Source organism: Microbispora amethystogenes, from assembly GCF_016863015.1.
Taxonomy (GTDB): Bacteria; Actinomycetota; Actinomycetes; order Streptosporangiales; family Streptosporangiaceae; genus Microbispora; species Microbispora amethystogenes.
Genome location: NZ_BOOB01000053.1, coordinates 1 through 21259 on the forward strand (window position 1 = coordinate 1; position 21259 = coordinate 21259).

A 21259-nucleotide genomic window follows, 5' to 3' on the forward strand; every position below is an offset into this window, starting at 1 on the left:
CGTGCTGTTCACTGGCACCGACGGCTCAACCGAGACCTACACCGTCCAGCCGGACGGCACCTATCAGGGCATCTCCGACGCATCCGACGGGTCGAAGGTCGTCAAGGACTCGGCCACCCAGTTCACCCACACCGACACGGCGGGCACCAAGACCGTCTTCACCGCCACCGGCGGCGCATGGGCGGTCAGCTCGATCGACGAGGCGGGCGCCGAGAACACCACCACCTACACCTACGACGCCTCCGGACGGGTCAGCCGGATGCTCGCCCCCGTTCCCGCCGGGGTCACCTGCACCACTCTGGTCGCCGGCTGCAAGACACTCGACATCACCTACGCGGGAAGCACCACGGCGAGCGGCGTGTCCAGCGGCTGGGGCGACTACACCGGCCTGGTCAAGTCCATCTCCTACACCGCCTACGACCCCGCCACCTCGGCGATGAAGACCACCACCCTCGCCACCTACACTTACGACTCCACCGGCCACCTGCGCACGGCGACGGACCCCCGCACCACCCTGACCCTCACCTACTACTACAACGCCGCCGGCCGGATCTCGCAGATCACCCCACCGGGGCTCAACCCCTGGCGGGTGAACTACGACACCTCGGGCCGGGTCGCCGACGTCCAGCGCGAGGCAGGCGCCACCGACATCGTCCAGGCGGTCTCCTACGGAGTGCCGATCAACTCGCCCGTCGACGTCACCGGCGCCACCGCCGCGACCTGGTCGCAGACCACCGACCTGCCCCGCACCGGCACTGCGGTCTTCCCCGCCTGGCGCGTGCCCCCGCAGGCCGGCGACGGGTCCTACGCCCCGGTGGCGGCCGACTACCCGTACGCGGCGCTGACGTACATGGACGTCAACGGCCGCGCCGTGAACACGGCCACGTACGGCGCGGGCGCCTGGCAGGTCTCGGCGACTAGGTACGACGACAACGGCAATACCATCTGGGAGCTGTCCGCAGGCAACCGGATCGAGGCTCTGACGCCCACGTCCTCGACGGACGCGTACGTGGCCGGGCGCGCCAGCACCGCCGAGCGCGCTGACCTGCTGGCGGACGTCACGGTCTACAACGACGACGGGGACGTCGTCAGCAGTTACGGGCCCGCCCACCAGGCGATGCTCACGGACGGCACGCTTGTGTCCGCCCGCCAGCACACCGACTACACCTATGACGAGGGCAAGCCCGACCCGGACACCGACTACCACCTCGTGACCACGACGACGGTGAAGCCCCTGGTCGTCAATGGAGCAGGCGTGGTCGCGGCGGGCGACACCCACACCGAGAAGACCGGTTACGCCCCGATCGTCTCCGGCGACCCCTCCGGCTGGGACCTCTTCCAACCGACCAGCCAGAAGACCGTCGTCGCGGGCGGCACGGACATCATCCGGAAGGTCCGCTACGACGATGCAGGCCGGCAGGTTGAGCGGCGCATGCCGTCCTCCTCGGGCTCGGATGCGGGCACCGCGACCACGACCTACTACACCGCCGCCGCCAACTCCACGTACCCCTCGTGCGGTGGCAAACCCCAGTGGTCCGGGCTCGTGTGCCGCGAAGCCGCCGCCGCTGGCCCCTCCAGCGGCGGGACCCTGCCTGTCACCGCCACCACCTATGGCTACTGGGGTCAGACCGCTCAGACCGTGGAGACATCGGGTTCAGCGACGCGGACGTCGACGGTGACGGTCGACGCCGCGGGCCGCGCGAGCCAGACCAGCGTGACGGAGACCGGCGCCGGCAGCACCGCGCTGCCGGACCGGACCTATGCCTACGACAGTGCCACCGGTCTGCGGACCGGGGTCACCGCCGGCGGGGTCTCGGTTACGACCGCCTACGACGCCCTGGGCCGGGCCTACTCGACCACGGACGCGGATGGCAACACCGCCCTCACGACATTCGACACAGCGGGCCGGGTGGCCTCGGTCAACGACGGCAAGGGCACCTACACCTACACCTACGACGGCACCGACGCCGCGGGAAAGACCGAGCGGCGCGGTGTGCCGACGGGAATCGCGGTCTCCACGATCGGCTCCTTCACGGCTGCCTTCGACGCCGCCGGCAACCTCAGCAAGCAGGTGTACCCGAACGGTCTGACCGCCACCAGCACGTGGGATGGCGCCGGCAAACAAACCAGCCTGACCTACGCCAAGTCGGGCACGACCTGGCTGGCATTCACCGCGACTCCGGACGCCGACGGCCGGACGGCGGAGACGACCGGGCCGAACGGCAGCCGACAGCGCTACACCTACGACACCGCCGGACGCCTGACCAAGGTCGCCGACACCTACAACCTGTCGTGCGAGACCCGTACCTACGGGTTCGACGTGGACACCAACCGCACCTCCCAGGCGAGCTACCCCGCGGCCGACGACGGCTCCTGCTCCACCTCGACAACCCCGACGACCGCAACCCACACCTTCGACTCGGCCGACCGGATCACCGATTCGGGGTACTCCTATGACGCCTTCGGCCGTACGACCGCCGTCCCAGCCTCGTCCACGGCCAACGGCGCGGCGGTCACGGCCGGCTACTACGCGGGCGACATGGTCAGGACCCTCACCCAGGCGTCCACGACCAAGACCTTCACCCTCGACCCGCTCGGCCGCATCCGCCAGACCACGTCATCGGCCGGCACCCAGACCAACCACTACATCGGTGGCGGCGACTCGCCGGCCTGGATCGGCGAGGCCAACGGCAGCTGGACCCGCAACGTCACCGCGTTCACCGGCCTGGAAGCCACGCAGACCAGCGGCGGCACGCTCACGCTGCAACTCACCAACCTGCACGGCGACGTGATCGCGACCTGCGCCGACAGCAGCAGCGCCACCGGAGTGGACAACTACGCCGAACAGACCGAATACGGCCTTGACCGCGCGGTCAACACCAACGACCGCTACGAATGGCTGGGAGGCGCCCAACGCGCCAGCGACACCGTCGCCGACATCGTCCTCATGGGAGTCCGCCTCTACAATCCCGCGACCGGCCGATTCCTTCAGGTCGATCCGGTGGTCGGGGCGAGCGCCAATGCCTACGATTACTGCAATTCAGACCCGATAAACTGCAGGGACCTCGACGGGAGATGCCCCAACGGGTTGAGTTGGTCGAGCGCTGCCTGCAACATCGCCGTAGGAGCGGTCGACGGTATAGTCGAAACGGTTGTTCTCGCCGCCTGCGGCGGCGCCACGTCTGGCCTTGGAATCGCGCTCTGCCATGTCGTCGCGGTGGCAGCGGCGACAGGTATCAGTTACTGGGTGGAGACGCGTTGGGACGGCGGGTTCACCTGGGGAAACTTGGGGAGCAAGCTGATAGGTTCCGTCGTCAAGGCAGCTCTCGCTGTTCCTGGGGCGAGCAAGTTCCTCAGGACCAAGTGGGGAAAGTGGCTGATCGGAAAGATACGCTCGTTGGCCAACAAGCTTGGCTCGGCTCTTACCCGAGCAATTCGTTGGGCGCTCGGCACGAAGGCGGGCAGGCAGGTCTCCATCGTCATGTCGGCCGTGGTCGGCTATATCCTTTCGGGTATTTACAGTGTTCAGCACGCGAACAACAACAAGTAGCTGAATAGAACTCGGGGGTGGCCGCACCTGGTGTGGCCGCCCCCCTTCGTTCGCAGGAGGGTCGCTTATGGCTCGACGTAGGGTGACGGGGCGAGAAGTTGCCTTCGCAGTACTGTGCGGCACCGGGACGGTTCTGGTGATCACCGTCGTGGCTGTCCTCAACCAGGGGACGGTCGCCGGCGGTCTGGCGGCCGGAATCATTCCAGGTATCCTCATCGCAAGCGTGATGATCATAGCTGACATGTTTCGTGACCGGCCCTCGGAGAAGTGATGCCCACCGCGCGACCGGCGCCATCCACGCTCCCCGCCGCGGCACCCGCGAGGCCTGCCGTTCGACGTCCATTGAGTCTCTGCATACGGACAGCACTTGGATCCCTACGATCAGTTCGCGCAGTGGGTCTCGCTGCTGCGGGAGGACGAGGCGTTTGATGCCGAGGTGGATCGCCTCGGTGCGGAGGCCATCGCAGAGCTGCGGAGAATTCACGCCGAAGACGGCCTGCTCTTCGGGGACGACCTTAGAAGACGATTGCTCGCCCTGCGGTTCGCTCATGCCGAACGTGCTCTTCGGCTGGTGCTTTCGGACTTTCCCGCTGCCGTCGCCTGGGACATCGCCCCCACCGTCTCGATGGGTGAACCCGCTCGGGAGGGAGTGGTCGTGCACGGGTGGGAAGTGTTCGGGATCGGGTTTCAGGACACTCTGGTAGAGATCGCGGTGAACATTCAAGCGGACTACATCGACGAGTTTTTCCACGTCTGGCCACTGTGTCCTGGCCATCGACTCGGTTTGAAGCCGGACATGCGAAACGGCGTCGGTGTGTGGATGTGCGGTTCCGGACCTCATGAGGTCGCACGAATAGGCAAAACAGAAGGCAGCCGCAGGCGCTGAGAGCCCCGCCTCGGAGCTTGGTCTCCCCGGATGACTGCCATGCCGGCTCTCAATCGCGGTGCCGTTTCGGGAGGGGATTCGATGCGCGCGGTTCCGTGGACTGTCCGGGCGGTATGGATCGTGGTGCCGGTCGCGACCACGCTGTTGTCGATGGTGACCATGACGGCGGCGGCCACCCCCGGCGTCAGGTGGATGCTTCGTGAGCCGATCGCGCTCGGCTGGCTTCTGCTGTTCTGCACCTGGCTCACGGCGGTAGTGGTAACCAAGCGGCATCGTCCGGTCTTCACGGTCGCGCTGGCGCCGGTCATCGCGCTGGTCACACTGGTGGCGGCCGTCAGTGGAGCGTGCACGTGGGTGGGCTTCACGCTGTCCGAAGCAGCCCTGAACGACTACGCGCACGCGGTGGTTGCCGGGACCGCCGGTGAGGGACAAAAGAGGGTCGGTCTCTTCACGGTCACCTCTCCCCAGCGGCTGAAGGGGGACGGTGTCAGCTTCGCCATCGCCGGGTCGGGGTCGCTCCTGTCCCTGGAGCGGTACGGCATGGCCTACCTGCCCAAGGGGGCTGACGACGGAGGAGAACTCGACGAGTTGGATCGTCACCTCGGCGGAGACTGGTACCTCTGGATGACGGACTGACCGCCACACGAGGATCAGGAGCGGGTTCCGGCGGCCTCGACGAGAGCGCGGAAGAGGGGGCCGTCCTCGTCGGCCTCGGGGTGCCACTGGACGGCGAGGGCGAACGCCGCGCCGGTGACCTCGACGGCCTCGATGGTGCCGTCGTCCGAGCGGGCGGTGACCTCCAGGCCCTCGGCCAGGCGGTCGATCGCCTGGTGGTGGTAGTGCGCCGGGGCCAACTCCTCGTCCCCGTAGACCTTGGCCAGCGACGGCGACAGCCGTACGGGGAGGCGGCCGAAGACTCCAGGGGCGGGGGAGTGGCCCGTGTGGTCCACGACCGCGGGAAGGTGCTGGTGGAGGGTGCCGCCGAGCGCCACGTTGAGCACCTGCAGGCCGCGGCAGATGCCCAGGAACGGCAGCCCGGCCGCCAGCGCGGCGCCCATCAGCCCGAACTCGGCGTCATCACGAAATTTCCGGATGTAGCCGGTCTGCTCGGCGGGGGCGGCCCCGTACCGCGCGGGGTCGATGTCGCCCCCGCCCGCGATGATCAGCCCGTCGAGACGGCCGGCCAGCGCGGCGGGCTCCCCGGCGGGCGGCAGGATGACCGGCTGCCCGCCCGCCCGCACGACGTGGTCGACGTACATGTACGGCAGCAGCGCCGCCGGCATGTCCCACACGGTGAACCGCGCCGGCTCCACATAGCAGGTCACGCCGATGACCGGACGGGACATGCCCTGCCTCCCCCCTCGTCTGACAGGACGCTTCCGCCTACAGCGGGGTGACGTACGCGCCGGAGATGCCGCCGTCGACCAGGAACTCCGAGGCGGTGATGAACGACGCGTCGTCGGAGGCGAGGAACGCGACCGCCGCGGCGATCTCCTCGGCCCGGGCGAAGCGGCCGATCGGCACGTGGACCAGGCGGCGCTGCGCGCGCTCGGGGTCCTTGGCGAACAGTTCCCGCAGCAGCGGGGTGTCCACCGGTCCGGGGCACAGCGCGTTCACCCGGATGCCCTCGCGGGCGAACTGGACGCCCAGTTCCCGGCTCATCGCGAGCACCCCGCCCTTGGACGCGGTGTAGGAGATCTGCGAGGTGGCCGAGCCCATCACCGCGACGAACGACGCGGTGTTGATGATCGACCCCTTGCCCTGCCGCCGCATGTACGGAATGACGTGCTTGCAGCACAGGTACACGCTGGTGAGGTTGACCTCCTGCACCCGGCGCCACGCGTCGATCCCGGTCTCCAGGATCGAGTCGTCGTCGGGCGGGGAGATGCCCGCGTTGTTGAACGCGATGTCCACGCTGCCGAACTCCTCGGACGCGGTCCGGTACATCCGGGCCACGTCGTCCTCGTTCGCCACGTCCACGCGGACGAACAGGCCGCCCACCTCGTCGGCGGCCTTGGCCCCGGCCGTCTCGTCGAGGTCGGCGACCACGACCTTCGCGCCCTCCTCGGCGAACCGGCGGGCCGTGGCCAGCCCGATGCCGCTGCCCGCCCCGGTGATGACGGCGACGCGGTCCTGCAAACGCTGCATTGATCTACTCCGTGGAGATGAAGACGTTCTTGGTCTCGGTGAAGGCGGACAGTGCGTCGGGGCCGAGCTCACGGCCCAGGCCCGACTGCTTGAAGCCGCCGAAGGGGGTCCAGTAGCGGACGCTGGAGTGCGAGTTGACCGACAGGTTGCCCGCCTCGACGGCCCGTGCCACGCGCAGCGCCCGGCCGACGTCGCGGGTCCAGATCGACCCCGACAGGCCGTACGCCGTGTCGTTGGCGATCCGCACCGCGTCGGCCTCGTCCTCGAACGGCACGACGGCGACCACCGGCCCGAAGATCTCCTCGGTGAACGCCCTCCGAAAGGACTCCGAGGACGACCCGGCGAGCACCGTCGGCGGGAACCAGTAGCCCGGCCCGGTCGGGCACGACCCCCGCGCGTACACGTCCGCCTCGGTGACGAACGAGGCGACCCGCTCCCGGTGCTCGGCGCTGATCAGCGGGCCCATCTGCGACGCCGGGTCGTTCGGGTCCCCGACCTTCACCTCGCGTACGGCCTCGGTGAGCCGCGCGAGGAAGTCGTCGTGGACGGAACGCTCCACCAGGATGCGCGAGCGGGCGCAGCAGTCCTGGCCGGAGTTGTCGAAGACCGCCATCGGGGCCGAGGCGGCCGCCTTTTCCAGGTCGGAGTCGGCGAAGACGATGTTGGCGCTCTTGCCGCCCAGCTCCAGTGTGACCCGCTTGACCTGCTCGGCGGCCTTCGCGGCGATCAGCTTCCCGACCTCGGTCGAGCCGGTGAACACGATCTTCCGTACGTCCGGGTGCTCGACGAGGCGGGCTCCCGCGACCTCCCCCTCGCCGGGGACGACCTGGAGCACTCCCTCCGGCAGCCCGGCCTCCAGGGCGAGCTCGGCCAGCCGCAGCGCGGTCAGCGGCGTCCACTCGGCGGGCTTCACGATCACCGTGTTGCCGGCGGCCAGGGCCGGGGCGACCCCCCAGGTCATGATGACCATCGGGAAGTTCCACGGCACGATGATCCCGACCACGCCCAGCGGCTCGGCGAAGGTGACGTCCACCCCGCCCGCCACCGGGATCTGCCTGCCGTGGTCGCGCTCGGGCGCGCCCGCGTAGAAGTCGAGCACGTCGCGGACGTTGCCCGCCTCCCAGCGCGCGTTGCCCGCGGTGTGCCCGGCGCCGGTGATCTCCAGCCGCGCCAGCTCCTCCGCGTGCTCCTCCACGAGCCGCGCGAAGCGGCGCAGCAGCCGGGCCCGGTCGCCGGGCGCGACCGCCCGCCAGGCGGGGAAGGCCCGTACGGCCCGCTCGACGGCGCGGTCCACCTCGGCGGCGTCCGCCATCTCGACCTCGGCGATCACTTCCTCGGTCGCCGGATTGACTATCTTCACAGCCGTTCGAACCCCCGATAGAGCTCCCAGTCGGTGACCGCCGCGTCGAAGGCGGCCAGTTCGACCCTCGCGTTGTTGGCGTAGTGGTCGACCACGTCCTTGCCGAACGCCTCCTCGGCGATGCTCGATCCCTCCCACAGGGCCAGGGCGTCGCGGAGCGTGGCCGGCACCCGCTCGGCCGGGGAGTCGTAGGCGTTCCCGCCGAACGGCTCCTCCAGATCGAGCTCCGCGTCCACGCCGCGCAACCCGGCCGCGATCATGGCCGCGACCGCGAGGTACGGGTTCACGTCGCCGCCCGGCACCCGGTTCTCCACCCGCAACGAGGACCCGTGGCCGACCAGCCGCATCGAGCAGGTGCGGTTGTCCACCCCCCACTTCACGGCCGTGGGCGCGAAGCTGCCGGGCACGAAGCGCTTGTAGGAATTGATGTTGGGAGCGTAGGAGAGCGTGAGCTCGCGCAACCCCGCGAGCTGACCGGCCACGAACCGCCGCCCGGTCTCCGACAGCCCGTACGGCCCGTCGCCCGCCATGACCGGCCCGCCGTCGGCGTCCCGCAGCGAGAGGTGGATGTGGCAGGAGTTGCCCTCGCGCTGGTTCGGCTTGGCCATGAAGGTGATCGACCGGCCCTCCTGGGCGGCGATCTCCTTGGCGCCGTTCTTGTAGAACACGTGGTTGTCGCAGGTGGTCAGCGCATCGGCGTAACGGAAGGCGATCTCGTGCTGGCCCAGGTTGCACTCGCCCTTGGCGGACTCGACGTACAGCCCGGCGCCCTCCATGCCGAGCCTGATCTTCCGCAGCAGCGGCTCGATGCGCGAGGTGCCGAGCAGCGAGTAGTCGACGTTGTAGAGGTTGGCCGGGGTGAGATCGCGGTAGCCCCGCTGCCACGCCTGCTCGTAGCTGTCGTCGTAGACGACGAACTCCAGCTCGGTGCCGACCTGGGCGGTCCAGCCGCGCTCGGCGAGCCGGGCGAGCTGGCGGCGCAGGATCTGCCGGGGAGAGGCCACGACGTCCGAGCCGTCCTCCCACACCAGGTCGGCCAGCAGCAGCACGGTGCCCTCGTGCCAGGGCACCCGGCGCAGCGTCGACAGGTCGGGCCGCATCACGAAGTCGCCGTAACCGCGCTCCCAGGACGACATGGCGTAGCCGTTCACGGTGTTCATGTCGACGTCCACGGCGAGCAGGTAGTTGCAGCCCTCCGCGGCGTGGTCCAGCACCTCCTCCAGGAAGTACCGCGCCGACAGCCGCTTGCCCTGCAGCCGTCCCTGCATGTCGGTGACGGCGAGCAGGACCGTGTCGACCCGGCCCGCCTCGACATCGTCGCGAAGTCGTTCCACGCCGAGCACGACGCCTCCCGTCCAATTGTCTAGAATCAGACCATTGAAGGCATGCAAGCACCCTGCTCCCCTCGTCGTCAACAACACCCGGGACGAACCTCCATCGCGTAGCGGGGCGCCGCCGCGCGACGGACCCGGCGGCCCCGCCGCTGGTCACCTGGGACGTACGAGGGCGTGGCGGGACGTGCCGGCACACGCGGTGCTTGGGCTGCGAAGGGGCGGAGGGACGGCGAGGCATGGACAGCACCCCGGCGCGGGCGCCCGCTCCCGCGCCCATGTCGCTGCTGCGGCCGGTGCGGGCGGGCAACGCGTTCGAGGAGACGGTCGAGCGCCTGCTCCAGGCCGTCAAGCTGGGAGTCGTCGCGCACGGGGAGAAACTGCCGCCCGAGCGGGAGCTCGCGGCCCGGCTCGGCATCAGCCGGGTCACCCTGCGCGAGGCGATCCGCGCCCTGCAGGAAGCCGGCTACCTCGACGTACGGCGGGGCAGGTACGGCGGCGCGTTCGTCGTCTACCGCCCGCCGAGCCCGCGCAAGGGCGACCTGCGCAGAGCGCTCACCCGGATGGGTGAGGACGAGCTCGAAGACGCCCTGACGTTCCGGATGGCCGTGGAGTGCGGGGCGGCCCGGGTCCTCGCGACGACCGAGCTGACCCCGGGTCAGCGGGAGACGCTGAAGGCCCGGCTGGCCGAGGTGAACGACGCCGCCCCGGCCGACTACCGCCGCAGGGACATCGCCTTCCACCTCGCCATCGCGGAGCTGACCGGCTCACCGCTGCTGGCCGCCGCGTGCGCGGACGCCCGGCTGCGGGTCACCGACCTGCTCAACGCGATCCCGGTGCTGGGTCCCAACATCGAGCACGCGGCGGTGCAGCACGCCGCCATCGCCGCCGCGATCCTGGACGGCGACCCCGAGGCGGCGGGCCGGGCGGTGGCCGAGCACCTGGAGGGGACGGCCGCGCTGCTGCGCGGCTTCCTCGCATGACCGTTGCCTGACCACTCCGAGGTGAGCCGTAGCATCGGAGACCAGGGGACTGATATCTGTATGGCCGACTGGTTTCGCGAACGCGTCGTCGACGCGCACCGCCTGCCGTTGTTCTGCTTCTTCGTGGCGCTGATCACGGCGTTCCTCTGCACGCGGGTGAACGTGCGGCTGATCAGGGCCCGGACGCGGTGGTTCGGCAACGTCAGCGTCGGCGAGATGCACATCCACCACGTCGTCTTCGGGGTGGTGCTCACCCTGCTCGGCGGGGTGGCCGGGCTGGTCCTGTCGGGCGTCTCCCAGGGGTGGTACTCGTTCAGTTCGGCCGTCTTCGGCGTGGGCGCGGCCCTCGTGCTCGACGAGTTCGCGCTGATCCTGCACCTGCGCGACGTCTACTGGCAGGAGGAGGGCCGCACCTCGGTCGACGCGGTCTTCGTGGCGATCGCGGCCACCGGACTGCTCCTGTTCGGGCTGCACCCGCTCGGCTGGGACGGCGGCACCACCGCCGGCGACTGGACCGCCCCCGCCTTCCTCGTGGTCAACCTCGTCTTCGCCGTGATCACCCTGCTCAAGGGGAAGATCTGGAGCGGCCTGCTGGGACTGTTCGTGCCGCCGTCGCTGTACGTGGGAGCGGTGCGGGTGGCCCGCCCCGGCTCGCCGTGGGCCCGCTGGTTCTACTCGGAGCGGGCGCGGCGGCCCCGGCCCCGCCTCATGGCCAAGGCGGTCCATCGCGAGGAGCGCTGGCGCAGGCCGGTCATCCGGGTGAAGATCGCCGTGCAGGAGTTCGTCTCCGGCCGTCACGACCTGCCCGCGCCCGCGTCGCCCGCGTCGCCCGTACGGCGTCACCGGCGGCGGGCGATGGCCCCGCGTCCCCGGCGGGGCGCGGAGCGGGGCGCCGAGCGGGCCGGGCGGCACTGGCGGTCGGGACGCCCCCGCGCCCGCTGAGCCTTCGACGAAAAGAATTTCGCCCGATTATGTGGGTATTTCACCCTAGGTAAATGCTGTCGGGGGGCGGGAGGGTCGGCATGGAGTCTCGCGGGCGATTCGTGTTCCGGAAAATGGCGGCGCAACTCAAACAGGAGGCGGCGTTCCTCACCGGCGACCGCCTGATGGCGGCCGAGGCGCGCACCGAGGAGGCCGAGGCCTCCCTGTGCCTCACGTGGTACGAGATCATGGACACCATCAGGGACCTCCGGCTGCTGTACGGCGTACGAGGCTGAGGGGTCGCCCGCCGCTGTCGCCCGAGGTCGCCGGCCGGTCGGAGCCGTCGCCCAGAGGGGCGAAATCCCCGCGCGCACCGGCTTTTCCGCTGCGTTAGGGTCCACAGAAGATCGCAGAGTGGGCTCTCGCGGAGGGGGTTGCGGTGGCGACGGACGGCGACGACCCCGGCGACGGTTCACCCGCCCGGCAGCGCAAGGCGTCCCTGGGGGACCGGGCCGCCTGGCGGGTGCTGCTCGACCAGGTCCGTCCTCATCGGCGGACGCTTCTGCTGGGCGGCCTGCTCAGCCTCGCCGGCAGCCTCGCCGGGCTCGCGATGCCGCTGATGGCCAAGCAGGTGATCGACGCGTTCGGCGCGGGCGGCACGACGACCGGGCCGGTGCTCGGCCTCTCGGCCGCGGTCATGGCCGGCGCGCTGGTCGCGGCGGCGGGGCGCTTCCTGCTCGAACGCATGGGCGAGACCATCGTGCTCGCCTCGCGCCGGACGCTGGTGGACCGCATCCTGCGGCTCAGGGTCCCCGAGGTGGACCGGCTCAGCCCCGGCGACCTGCTGTCCCGCGTCGGCTCCGACACCACCCTGCTGCGGGCCGTCTGCACGGACGCGCTGGCGTCGCTGGTCGGAGGCGCGTTCACGTTCCTCGGAGCGGCCGTGATGATGGCGGTCATGGACGGCCTGCTGCTCGGGGTCACCCTGGCCGTCGTCGCCCTGGTCGCGGTCATGGGCGTGGTGATCGCCCCGCGCATCCGGCGGGCCTCGCTGCGGGCCCAGGAGGCGCTGGGCGAGATGGGCTCGATGCTCGACCGGGCGCTTCAGGCGTTCCGTACGGTCAAGGCCAGCGGCGCGGAGATCCGCGAGACCGCGGTGGTGACCGCCGCGGCCACCGAGGCGCGCGACCGCGGGGTGGCCGCCGCCGGATGGACGTCGCTGGCCGGGGTCGGCGCGTGGACGTCGATCCAGCTCGCGTTCCTCGCTGTGCTGGGGGTCGGCGGCGCGCGGGTCGCGTCGGGGGAGATGGAGATCTCCGCCCTGATCGCGTTCCTCATGTACCTGTTCTACCTGGTCTCCCCGATCGGGCAGGTCATCCAGAGCCTCACCCAGATGCAGAACGGCCTGGCCGCGGTCACCCGCATCCAGGAGATCGCCCTGCTGCCCGCCGAACCGGTCGCCGCGCCCGCGCCCATGCCCACCCAGGCGGGCGGCGACCCCGTCGGGGTGACGTTCACCGACGTCGTCTTCCGGTACGACGAGGACCGGCCGATCGTGCACCACGGCGTGACCTTCGAGGTGCCCGCGGGCGGCATGACCGCGCTGGTCGGCCCTTCCGGCGCGGGCAAGTCGACGGTGTTCGGCCTGATCGAGCGGTTCTACGAGGCGGACGAGGGCGCCATCGCGATCGGCGGGCGCGACATCCGCGACTGGCCGCTCGGCGAGCTGCGGTCCATGCTCGGGTACGTCGAGCAGGACGCCCCCGTGCTCGCCGGGACGCTGCGGGAGAACCTGGTCTTCGGCGCGCCGGAGGCGACCGGCGAGGAGATCGCCCGCGCACTGGCCCGCACCCGCCTCGACGACCTGGTCGAGCGGCTGCCCGAAGGGTTGGAGACGCCGGTCGGGCACCGCGGCGTCCTGCTGTCGGGAGGGGAGCGGCAGCGGGTGGCCATCGCCAGGGCGCTGCTGCGCCGGCCGAGGCTGCTGCTGCTCGACGAGGCGACGTCCCAGCTCGACGCCGTCAACGAGCTGCGCCTGCGGGAGGTCGTGGCGGAGGTGGCGCGGGAGACGACGGTCCTGGTGATCGCCCACCGCCTGTCCACCGTGACCGGGGCCGACCGGATCGTGGTGATGGAGGCCGGGCGCGTGCGGGCCTGGGGCACCCACGACGAGCTCGTCGCGGCCGACGCGCTCTACCGGGAGCTCGCCGCCACGCAGTTCCTCGTCGCGACCTGACCGGACGACCGGAGGGCGGGCGAGTCGGGTCGGCGATGGGGAACCGTGAGCAGCCCTTACACCTGACCACAGCTTCTTTCGACCGGGAGCCGGGAAGGCAGGAGGTGCGTTACCTCTCCTTCACCACCGACCCGGACGCCGGGGGCAACGCGCGTGCGGGCGCGCCCGGTGGCCGGGCCGGAGGCGGGGCGCTCCGGTCAGTGGGCCGGGGCGCCCCGCCGCGTTCCAGCGCCGTCCACACAGACGCCGGCCGGCGTGCGCGGGGCGGGACGGCGGTGACTGACGTGGCGACCTAAGGTAGTGCTCCATGCGACCCACGGCTTTGATCACCGGCGCCTCGCGCGGTATCGGCGCGGCGATCGCCCGCGCCCTCGCCCCCACGCACGACCTGCTGCTCGGCGGCCGGGACGGCACGGCGCTCGACGCGCTCTGCCACGAGCTGCCCGGGTCCCGTCCCTGGGCGGTGGAGCTCACCGACCTGACCCCCGCCGAGGTGGAGGGGATCGAACGGCTCGACCTGCTGGTGCACAGCGCGGGGATCGCCAGGCTCGGCCACCTCGCCGACACCCCGGCCGAGGTGTGGCGCCGGACGCTGGACGTCAACGTCGTCGCGGTCGCCGAGCTGACCCGGCTGCTGCTGCCCGCCCTCCGGGCGGCCCGGGGGCACGTCGTGCTGATCAACTCCGGCGCGGGGCAGCGGGCCAACCCCAACTGGGGCTCCTACGCCGCCAGCAAGTTCGCCCTCCGCGCCTACGGCGACGTGCTGCGCGAGGAGGAGCAGCCGAACGGCGTACGGGTCACCTCGATCTTCCCCGGGCGGGTGGGCACGGACATGCAAAGGGACGTGCGCGAGCAGGAGGGTGAGCCGTACGAGCCGGGAAGGTATCTGGAGGCGGAGTCGGTGGCGCGCGCCGTGCTGGCCGCCGTGACGGCGACCCCGGACGCGCACGTCACCGAGATCACCGTGCGGCCGGCGGCGGGGCCCACCCGCTGACGGCCCGTCGGACCGGCCGTGGCGCCCGCCACGCCACCCGTCTTGCCGCCCACCTGGAGGACCGGTGCACGTGACTTACTGGTGCGAGATGGCGTGGCTGCCGCCCGGCGAGGTCGTGGAGAGCGTCGCGGTGGCGATCGAGGGCTCCCGCATCGGGGACGTCCGGCCGGGCGTGCCGCCTCCGCCGGGAGCCGAGCGGCTGGCCGGGCTGACCCTGCCCGGCCTGGCCAACTGCCACTCGCACGCCTTCCACCGCGCGCTGCGCGGCCACACCCAGACGGGCCGGGGCGACTTCTGGAGCTGGCGGGAGCGGATGTACGCGGTCGCCGAGACGCTCGACCCGGACCGCTACCTCGCGCTGGCCACCGCGACGTACGCGGAGATGGCGCTCGCCGGGATCACCGCCGTGGCCGAGTTCCACTACCTGCACCACGGGCCCGGGGGCACGCCGTACGCGGACCCGAACGCGATGGGCGAGGCGCTGGTCGAGGCGGCCAGGCGGGCCGGGCTGCGCATCGCCCTGCTGGACACCTGCTACCTGACCGGCGGCATCGGCGACGCCCTCGCCGGCCCCCAGGTGCGGTTCGGCGACGGGGACGCCGAGCGCTGGGCGGCCAGGGCCGACGCGCTGGCGCGGGCCCACGAGGGCGCGCGGGACGTGGAGATCGGCGCGGCCATCCACTCCGTGCGAGCGGTGCCCCCCGAGCAGATGCACGTCGTCGTCGACTTCGCCCACCGGCACACCGGCCCGCTGCACGCCCACGTGTCCGAGCAGCGGGCCGAGAACGAGGCGTGCGTGGAGGCGTACGCCGCGACGCCCGTGCAGGTGCTGCACGACCACGGCGCGCTCGGGCCGCGCTCGACGGCGGTGCACGCCACCCACCTGTCCGACGTGGACGTGGCGCTGCTGGGCGGGTCGACCAGCCACGTGTGCATGTGTCCCACCACCGAGCGGGACCTCGCCGACGGCGTCGGCCCCGCCCGCCGGCTCCTGGACGCCGGCTCGCCCGTCACGCTGGGCAGCGACAGCCAGGCGGTCATCGACCTGTTCGAGGAGGCCCGGGCGGTCGAGCTGGACGAGCGGCTGGTCACGGGGGAGCGCGGCCACTGGCCGGCCGCCGACCTCCTGCACGCCGCCACCGCCGCCGGGCAGGCGTCCCTGGGCTTCCCCGACGCGGGGTGCCTGGTGCCGGGCGCGTGGGCCGACCTCGTCTCCGTACGGCTCGACTCGGTCCGGACGGCGGGGGCGACGCGGGCGTCGGCGGTCGCCTCGGTGATCTTCGCCGCGACGGCCGCCGACGTGCACTCGGTGGTGTCCGGCGGGCGGCGCGTCGTGACGGACGGACGGCACGTCCTCGGCGACGCGGGCGCGCTGCTCCGAGAGGCGCTCGCCCCGCTGATCCCCTGATCCGGCGGTACGGCCGGCGGACGTCAGACGGGCGTGGCCTGGTAGTCGGGCCGCCGGTCGATGCGCCGCCTGACCGCGTCGGATCCGAAGCGGTAGTCGATGCGGCGGGTCGCCTCCGCCCAGTCCGCCCAGGTGCGCACCGCGGAAAGGGTCTCGACGACGAAGGGGTCGCTCCACCGCGCGACCGCGCGTGCCCACAGCACCGCCGGATCCTCGCTCAGCAGGCTGCCGACGGTGCCCTCGTAGATGGGCATGGCGCGCACCTCTCCGTCGGGCTCGATCTGCAGCAGGGGGAACCCGTAGCGCTCCACGAGTTCGGGCCGCATCAGCAGCATCGCGTTGTCGTTGGTGTTCACCACGACCGAGGAGGGAACCCGGGCCCGCAGCGTGTCGTGGTGCTCGGGGCTGGTGAGCGTCCGGACCTGCTCGCCGGTGAGGAGCTCCAGGTCGCCGAAGCCGGGCCTGCTGGCCAGCCCCGACGGTATCGCGGCCCCGAACGTGAGGAACCGGATCCGCTCGAACCGGGAGGTGACGGTCGTGCAGAGGTCGCCCATCTGGTCGAAGTTGCCGCGCATCACCGCGCAGTCGACTCCGAACATCACGGGGGCGTCGCCGCGGGCCGTCCGGCGGCGCGAGACGTCGTCGAGGAGGGCCAGCGCGTTCATCGCGCGGTCGAAGGAGCCGGCCCTGCCCCTGATCCGGTCGTGGGTGGCGGCGTCGGCTCCGTCGACGCTCACCGTGATCCTCGTGAACACCCGGGCCGCCTCCTCGGCCGCCGCCGGTGTCAGCGTCCACCCGCTGGTGTAGAGATTGACCTCGACACCGGCCCGGGAGATGCGCTCGGCCACCTCGTGAACGTCCCTGACGAGCAGGGGCTCGCCACCCGCGAACTCGACCGCCCGCGGGCCCAGGGAGACGATCGCGTCGGCCACCCTGAGCATGTCCTCGTGGCCCAACTGCCGGGCGGGCCGCCTGCCCGACTCCGAATAGCAGTGGGTGCAGCGCAGGGGGCACGCGTACGTGATGTCCCAGATGATGTCGGTAGGTCCGGGGTGTCGCATGTGCAGGTCCTTCCGTGCTGTCCTGAGGGGTCGCCGTGCTGTCCTGAGGGGCGCGAAGATCGCTCCGGGATCACTCCGGCAGCCGGTCCCGTCCCGGGGCGTCGTGGTTCCAGTGACCGACCAGGTCGGCGTAGAGAGGCGAGCGCGTCACGAGGTCCCGGTGCGTGCCGGTGATCGCGCGTGCGCCGTCCAGGAGCAGGACGCGGTCGGCCCGGGCGGCCGAGCTGACGCGGTGGGCGATGACGATGAGCGTCCCCTGCCTGGCCGCGAAGGCGGCCTCGGCCCGTGCCTCGCCGGCGGGGTCGAGGTGGCAGGTGGCCTCGTCGAGGATCACGATCCGCGCCCGGGAGGCGTACGCGCGCGCGAGGGTGACGAGCTGCCGTTCCCCCGCGGACAGGGTGGACGGTTCGTCGATCGCGCCGTCGAGCCCGCCCAGCCGCGTGAGCAGCGGCCCGGCGCCGACGGCGTCCGCCGCCGCGAGGAGCCGCTCGTCGGCGGTCGCCTCCCCGGCGGGGCGGAGATAGCCCAGGTTCTCGCGGACCGTCCCGGCGAAGACGTACGCCTCCTGGGGCACCAGCGCCACGACCTCGTGCAGGTGCCGCCGGGGCACCGCGTCCAGCGCGAGCCCGCCGAGCCGGACCACGCCCTCGGTGGGCCGGCGGAGCCCGGACAGCAGCATGGCCAGGGTGGACTTGCCGATGCCGCTGGGGCCGACCACGACCAGGTGCTCGCCTTCGCCGACCGTGAGGTCGAGTTCCCGTACGACCGGCTCCGCCCGGGGCGAGTAGGCGAAGGTCAGGCGGTCCGTCCGGAGGTCGTGGCCGACCGGCGTCTCCGGGACGCACGCGGGCTCGTCCCGCGGCGGGAGTGGCGTCACGACGTCGCCGAGCCGCTGGGCGGTCACCGCCAGGGTGATCCCCCAGGAGCCGACGGTGCCGAGGAGGGTGCGCACGGCGGGCTCGAGACCGGTGGACAGATAGGTCAGTGCCCCCACGATCTCCCCGGCGGTCAGCCGGCCGCTCGCCGTCAGCGGCCCGGCCGCGAGCAGCAGCGCGACCATGGGCACGTGCGCGCCGATCGTGACGACCAGCCGTCGCCTGGCGCCCGCCCACGCGAGCGCGCGCATCGCCGCGGCCTGCGCGGCCACGAGCGACCGGACCGACTCCCTCGCCTGGTCCCTCGCCCCGCAGGCCGCGATGTCCCGCAGCCCCCCGAGGGCGGGAGTGACCTCGGCCGTCAGCCTCTCCCCGGCGAGGAGGAGGTCGCGCTGACGCGCGGCGAGCAGGCGCAGCAGCCGGACGAACGCGAACGCGGCGACCAGCACGGGCCCGGCGACGACGGCCGCGGCGAGCGGAGACAGCAGCAGGAGCCCCGCGACGGCGGCGACCACGGCGACCCCGACCTGCCGGGTGTTTCTCAGCACCGCCGACAACAGGGCGCGGACCGTCTCGATCTGCTCGGTGAGGCGGTTGACGGCGGCACCGTCGGGCGCCTGCTCCCCGGCCGACGCGTGGGTCACGGTCGCCTCGACCACGGCGCGTACCAGGTCGTCGCGGAGAGGCTCGACCACCGCGGCGAGGTGCGGGAACATCAGCCGGGTCGCGATCGCTCCCACCAGCATCGCCGCGGCCAGCAGGCCGAGCAGGACGAGGCCCAGCCCGGGGCGCCCGGCGCGGAAGCCGCGGTCGACCGCCGTCGCGACCAGCAGGCCGGACAGCAGAGCCGGAGCCGCCTCGACGATCGACCAGGCCATGACCAGGGCGAGGGGGCGCGGGCGCCGGCGCAGCAGGGCCGCCAGCAGCCGCCACGGCCCCTGAGCGCGATCGCCGGCGGGCGGAGGAGAGGCCGGCGGGGACTGCCGCCGGGCGGTGGTCACCGCGGACACGACGCCTCCTGCCGCGAGGCGACCCCGGCGGGCTCGCCGCCGTGCGGTTCCCCGCGGGAATCCGGCGCATCCGGGGCGAAGAGGTCTCGGTAGTCCCGGTGCCGCCACAGCTCCCGGTGGGTGCCGCGGCCGCGTACCCGCCCCGCCTCCAGCCAGATCACCAGGTCCGCCCTGGCCGCCGTGGCCGGACGGTGGGCGACGACCAGGCGCGTCCTGCCGCGCATCCCCTCCACGAGGGTGCGGGTCACCTGCGCCTCGGTCACGGTGTCGAGGCCGCTGGTGGCGTCGTCGAGGATGGTCAGGCGGGCCCGCCGCAGCAACGCGCGGGCGAGCCCGAGCCGCTGGATCTCGCCGCCGGACAGCGGTGCCCCGGCCGACGGGGTGTCGTACCCGAGGGGGAGACGGGAGACCACGTCGTCGACCTCCGCGGCCCTCGCCGCCGCGCGGACGGCCTCGCGCGTCGTCCCGGCCGTGCCGTACGCGATGGCCGAGGCGATGTCCCCGCCGAGGAGGGCGGGTCGTTCGAACGCGTAGGCCACGGCGTCGCGCAGGCACCCCGGCTCGAGGTCGCTCAGGCTCAGCCCGTCGAGCAGCACCCGGCCACGATCGGGCTCCGTCAGCCGCCCGGCGAGCATGGCGAGAGTGGTCTTGCCGGCGCCGGAGCGGCCGACGACCGCGGTCAGCGCCCCGGCGGGAATCTCCAGGTCGACGTCGTCGAGCACCCGGGCGTCTCCCCGCGTGACGGTCACGCCGCGGAAGGACAGCGCCCCCGGGCCGTCCGGCAACCGGCGGCGGCCCGCGGGCAGGACCGGCAGCGCGAGCACCTCCAGCACCCGGACGGCCGCGGACCGGCCGTAGGCCAGGCCCAGCAGCGGGTCGATCTGCTCGACGAAGGTCAGGCCGAGCGCGGCGTATCCGGCCACGGCCACGAGTGCGCCCGGAGTGAGCCTGCCCTCGGCGACGCCGAGCCCGGCGACCGCCAGCACGAGGATCTCCACGAGCGGCATCAGCAGCATGATCTGCCACACGGTGCGCGACTGCGCCCTCCAGAGGGCGTGCCCGGTGGAGGAGAGGTCCGCCAGCGGCCGGAGCACACGGTCGATCTCCCGGCTCGCGGTGCCCGCGGCCCTGACCGTGCGGATGCCGGCCAGGGTCTCGGTGAGGCGGGCGGCCAGGCGGCCCTGCGCGCTCTGGTACTCGTCGTACAGCCCCGACACACGGGAGACGAACACGCGCAGCACGACGACCAGGACGGGCGTCCCGGCGAGGAAGGCGAGGCCCGCGCGCGGGTCGACGGCGAACAGCGCGACGACGGCGCCGGCGGAGGCGGCCACGCCCGTGAGCGTCCCCAGCAGGGTCACCGGCGCGGACCCGGCCGTCGCCGTGTTGCTCACGAGACGGTTGACGAGCTCACCGGTGGAGAAGCGGGTGGCGCCGGAGACGTCGGCCGACAGGAGGTGACCGGCGACACGCAGGCGCAGCGTACCGATCGCCGAGGCTGTCGCGGTGGTGCTCGTGATTCCGGTGGCGACCTCGGCCAGCGCGGCGCCGGCGAGCAGGAGCGCGAGGTACGCGGTCGCCGTCAGCGCCCCCCGGCCGGTGACGACGGCGTTCACGGCGGCGGCGAGCGCCGCGGGCAGGGCAAGCGCGACGGCGGTCGTGGCGATCGAGCCGGTCGCGGTCGCGGCCAGCGGCATCCAGGAGTCCCGGCTAAGGGCGGCGATGAGACGGTCGCCGTGCCCGTGGCTCACCTGCTCTTCGGATGATCTCGGGGCGGGGCCGGGCATCGTCTCACTCTCTTTCCGGTCGGCCGCCGCGAACACCGTCGGGCGCGGCGGGGCGAGCTGGGAGGGATGTCGCGCCCAGGGACGACCGGCCGAGGACGGCCGTCCCTGGGCGCTCGCGGCGGCTCCGTCACGTGGACGGCTCCGTCACGCCGCGGGTCCTGCCGAGGCAGGTGAGCGGACAGGAGCGGAGCGCCTGCTCAGCAGGTGCTCAGATCTGGGTGATGCCACAGGTGCCGGTGGCCCCGTAGCAGGACCTGCCGCAGGTGACGGTGCACGCCATCAGCCGGCTCTCCTCGGGGGCGGGAAGCATGTCCAGTGCGTTGATGTCGAGTTCCACGGTTCCTCCTTGATTCGTTTTCTCGCGCTTCGCGGTGTTGTGTGTCCGGTGCCCCTGACCGATCAGGGCTGGTCCGTAAGGCTCGCGGCGCCGCAGGTCCAGCGGGTGCAGGTGAACTGGCACGGGTACAGCTCGCTCTCCTCGGGGACGGGGAGCATGTCCAGGGCGTTGATGTCCAGTTCCACGGTTCCTCTGGCGCGTCAGTAGTCGGTGCTCCAGCAGGTCCAGCCGCCGCAGGTCCTGCCTCCGGCGCAGGTGATCTGGCACGGGTACAGCTCGCTCTCCTCGGAGGCGGGGAGCATGTCCAGGGCCTTGACGTCGAGTTCCATGCGGTTCTCCTTTCGTACCGGGCCACCGCTCTGTCATGCGGCG

General features: G+C 72.2%; 20 protein-coding genes. 10 read left to right on the forward strand and 10 right to left on the reverse strand.

All coding sequences use genetic code 11. From position 1 onward, the window contains the following. The 4 genes from Mam01_RS30385 to Mam01_RS30395 form a co-directional block, all read left to right on the forward strand. A partial coding sequence (locus Mam01_RS30385) for an RHS repeat domain-containing protein (RefSeq protein WP_204288637.1) occupies window positions 1-3550 on the forward strand: 3550 nt, incomplete at its 5' end. A gap of 136 nt (window positions 3551-3686) precedes the next feature. Then, window positions 3687-3821, forward strand: coding sequence for a hypothetical protein (locus tag Mam01_RS37455; protein WP_275409109.1), 135 nt, complete (start codon window positions 3687-3689; stop codon window positions 3819-3821). Between the two features lie 96 nt (window positions 3822-3917). Beyond that, entirely contained in the window at window positions 3918-4436 is a 519-nt protein-coding gene (locus Mam01_RS30390; protein ID WP_204288638.1) for a hypothetical protein, read from the forward strand. Window positions 4437-4517: 81 nt separating this feature from the next. After that, a complete protein-coding gene (locus tag Mam01_RS30395) occupies window positions 4518-5072 on the forward strand; it encodes a hypothetical protein (RefSeq protein ID WP_204288639.1) in 555 nt (184 codons plus the stop codon). A gap of 14 nt (window positions 5073-5086) precedes the next feature. On the opposite strand, the gene Mam01_RS30400 is transcribed toward Mam01_RS30395, so the two are convergent. From Mam01_RS30400 to Mam01_RS30415, 4 genes are read right to left on the reverse strand one after another with little or no spacing between them, the layout of a single operon-like run. Beyond that, entirely contained in the window at window positions 5087-5782 is a 696-nt protein-coding gene (locus Mam01_RS30400) for a gamma-glutamyl-gamma-aminobutyrate hydrolase family protein (RefSeq protein WP_204288640.1), read from the reverse strand. Between the two features lie 37 nt (window positions 5783-5819). Next, a complete protein-coding gene (locus Mam01_RS30405; RefSeq protein WP_204288641.1) occupies window positions 5820-6584 on the reverse strand; it encodes a 3-oxoacyl-ACP reductase in 765 nt (254 codons plus the stop codon). A gap of 4 nt (window positions 6585-6588) precedes the next feature. Continuing rightward, window positions 6589-7974, reverse strand: coding sequence for an aldehyde dehydrogenase family protein (locus Mam01_RS30410; RefSeq protein ID WP_425563132.1), 1386 nt, complete (start codon window positions 7972-7974; stop codon window positions 6589-6591). Further along, window positions 7941-9287 (reverse strand): glutamine synthetase family protein, encoded by a 1347-nt coding sequence (locus Mam01_RS30415; RefSeq protein ID WP_204288643.1) that lies wholly within the window; start codon window positions 9285-9287, stop codon window positions 7941-7943. The genes Mam01_RS30410 and Mam01_RS30415 overlap by 34 nt, the downstream gene beginning before the upstream one ends. A gap of 227 nt (window positions 9288-9514) precedes the next feature. Between Mam01_RS30415 and Mam01_RS30420 the strand changes: the two genes are divergently transcribed. From Mam01_RS30420 to Mam01_RS30445, 6 genes are all read left to right on the forward strand, one after another. Then, the gene (locus Mam01_RS30420) at window positions 9515-10258 is read left to right on the forward strand and encodes a FadR/GntR family transcriptional regulator (RefSeq protein WP_239101742.1); all 744 of its coding nucleotides are present in this window, start codon (window positions 9515-9517) and stop codon (window positions 10256-10258) included. A gap of 60 nt (window positions 10259-10318) precedes the next feature. Beyond that, a complete protein-coding gene (locus tag Mam01_RS30425) occupies window positions 10319-11200 on the forward strand; it encodes an efflux RND transporter permease subunit (RefSeq protein WP_239101743.1) in 882 nt (293 codons plus the stop codon). 113 nt (window positions 11201-11313) lie between these two features. Continuing rightward, the gene (locus Mam01_RS30430) at window positions 11314-11475 is read left to right on the forward strand and encodes a hypothetical protein (protein WP_204288644.1); all 162 of its coding nucleotides are present in this window, start codon (window positions 11314-11316) and stop codon (window positions 11473-11475) included. A 143-nt stretch (window positions 11476-11618) separates the two neighbouring features. Next, window positions 11619-13415 (forward strand): ABC transporter ATP-binding protein, encoded by a 1797-nt coding sequence (locus Mam01_RS30435; protein ID WP_239101744.1) that lies wholly within the window; start codon window positions 11619-11621, stop codon window positions 13413-13415. 307 nt (window positions 13416-13722) lie between these two features. Then, window positions 13723-14409 (forward strand): SDR family oxidoreductase, encoded by a 687-nt coding sequence (locus tag Mam01_RS30440; protein WP_204288645.1) that lies wholly within the window; start codon window positions 13723-13725, stop codon window positions 14407-14409. A gap of 64 nt (window positions 14410-14473) precedes the next feature. After that, the gene (locus Mam01_RS30445; RefSeq protein ID WP_204288646.1) at window positions 14474-15817 is read left to right on the forward strand and encodes a formimidoylglutamate deiminase; all 1344 of its coding nucleotides are present in this window, start codon (window positions 14474-14476) and stop codon (window positions 15815-15817) included. Between the two features lie 23 nt (window positions 15818-15840). Here the strand turns inward: Mam01_RS30445 and Mam01_RS30450 are convergent, their stop codons facing one another. The 6 genes from Mam01_RS30450 to Mam01_RS30475 form a co-directional block, all read right to left on the reverse strand. Continuing rightward, window positions 15841-16878: a radical SAM protein gene (locus Mam01_RS30450; RefSeq protein ID WP_204288647.1), complete on the reverse strand. Its 1038-nt coding sequence runs from the start codon at window positions 16876-16878 to the stop codon at window positions 15841-15843. 70 nt (window positions 16879-16948) lie between these two features. Next, window positions 16949-18763 (reverse strand): ATP-binding cassette domain-containing protein, encoded by a 1815-nt coding sequence (locus Mam01_RS30455; protein ID WP_204288648.1) that lies wholly within the window; start codon window positions 18761-18763, stop codon window positions 16949-16951. Continuing rightward, window positions 18751-20514, reverse strand: coding sequence for an ABC transporter transmembrane domain-containing protein (locus Mam01_RS30460; protein ID WP_239101745.1), 1764 nt, complete (start codon window positions 20512-20514; stop codon window positions 18751-18753). The genes Mam01_RS30455 and Mam01_RS30460 overlap by 13 nt, the downstream gene beginning before the upstream one ends. Window positions 20515-20758: 244 nt before the next feature. Further along, the gene (locus Mam01_RS30465) at window positions 20759-20887 is read right to left on the reverse strand and encodes an ALQxL family class IV lanthipeptide (protein ID WP_204288649.1); all 129 of its coding nucleotides are present in this window, start codon (window positions 20885-20887) and stop codon (window positions 20759-20761) included. 62 nt (window positions 20888-20949) lie between these two features. Continuing rightward, on the reverse strand, window positions 20950-21072 hold the full coding sequence (locus Mam01_RS30470; protein WP_204288650.1) for an ALQxL family class IV lanthipeptide: 123 nt from the start codon (window positions 21070-21072) through the stop codon (window positions 20950-20952). Window positions 21073-21087: 15 nt separating this feature from the next. Further along, window positions 21088-21216 carry an ALQxL family class IV lanthipeptide gene (locus tag Mam01_RS30475; protein WP_191910429.1) on the reverse strand — a complete coding sequence of 43 codons (129 nt, stop codon included), beginning with the start codon at window positions 21214-21216 and terminating at the stop codon, window positions 21088-21090. Window positions 21217-21259: the final 43 nt, after the last annotated feature.